Origin of the sequence: Cognatundibacterium luofuense (genome assembly GCF_018139685.1) — a bacterium.
GTDB lineage: Bacteria > Pseudomonadota > Gammaproteobacteria > Burkholderiales > Burkholderiaceae_D > Undibacterium > Undibacterium luofuense.
The window spans coordinates 1-424 of the sequence record NZ_JAGSPN010000183.1; the positions used below are offsets into that span (position 1 = coordinate 1).

Genomic DNA, 424 nt, shown 5'->3' on the forward strand with positions numbered 1-424 from the left:
GTAAGCCGGCATAGATTTTTTTCAGGCGAGGAATCAACTGATCGTAGACGCTGTCGTGTACGAATAAGCGACGCAAGGTAGTGCAGCGTTGCCCTGCAGTTCCCACTGCGGAGAATGTAATCGCACGCACTGCCATTTCCAGATCGGCGCTTGGTGCGACGATCATCGCATTGTTGCCACCGAGTTCCAGTATCGTACGGGTCAGGCGTTTGGCGCAGGCTTCGGCGACTTGTTTGCCCATGCGGGTGCTGCCGGTCGCGCTGACCAGTGCGACACGTTTGTCGTCCACCATGTGTGCGCCGGTATCGCGGCCACCGATGATCAGTTCTGCCAGACCTTCCGGTGCATCGCTGCCGAAACGCTGTACCGCACGCATAAATAAAGCGTGGGTTGCAATCGCGGTCAGCGGTGTTTTTTCAGATGG

At 57.1% G+C, this 424-nt stretch carries 1 protein-coding gene; it reads right to left on the minus strand.

The window, feature by feature from the left end; all coding sequences use genetic code 11:
- Positions 1-424 (minus strand): aldehyde dehydrogenase family protein (locus KDM89_RS19935; protein ID WP_212689622.1); only part of this gene is annotated, 424 nt, incomplete at both ends.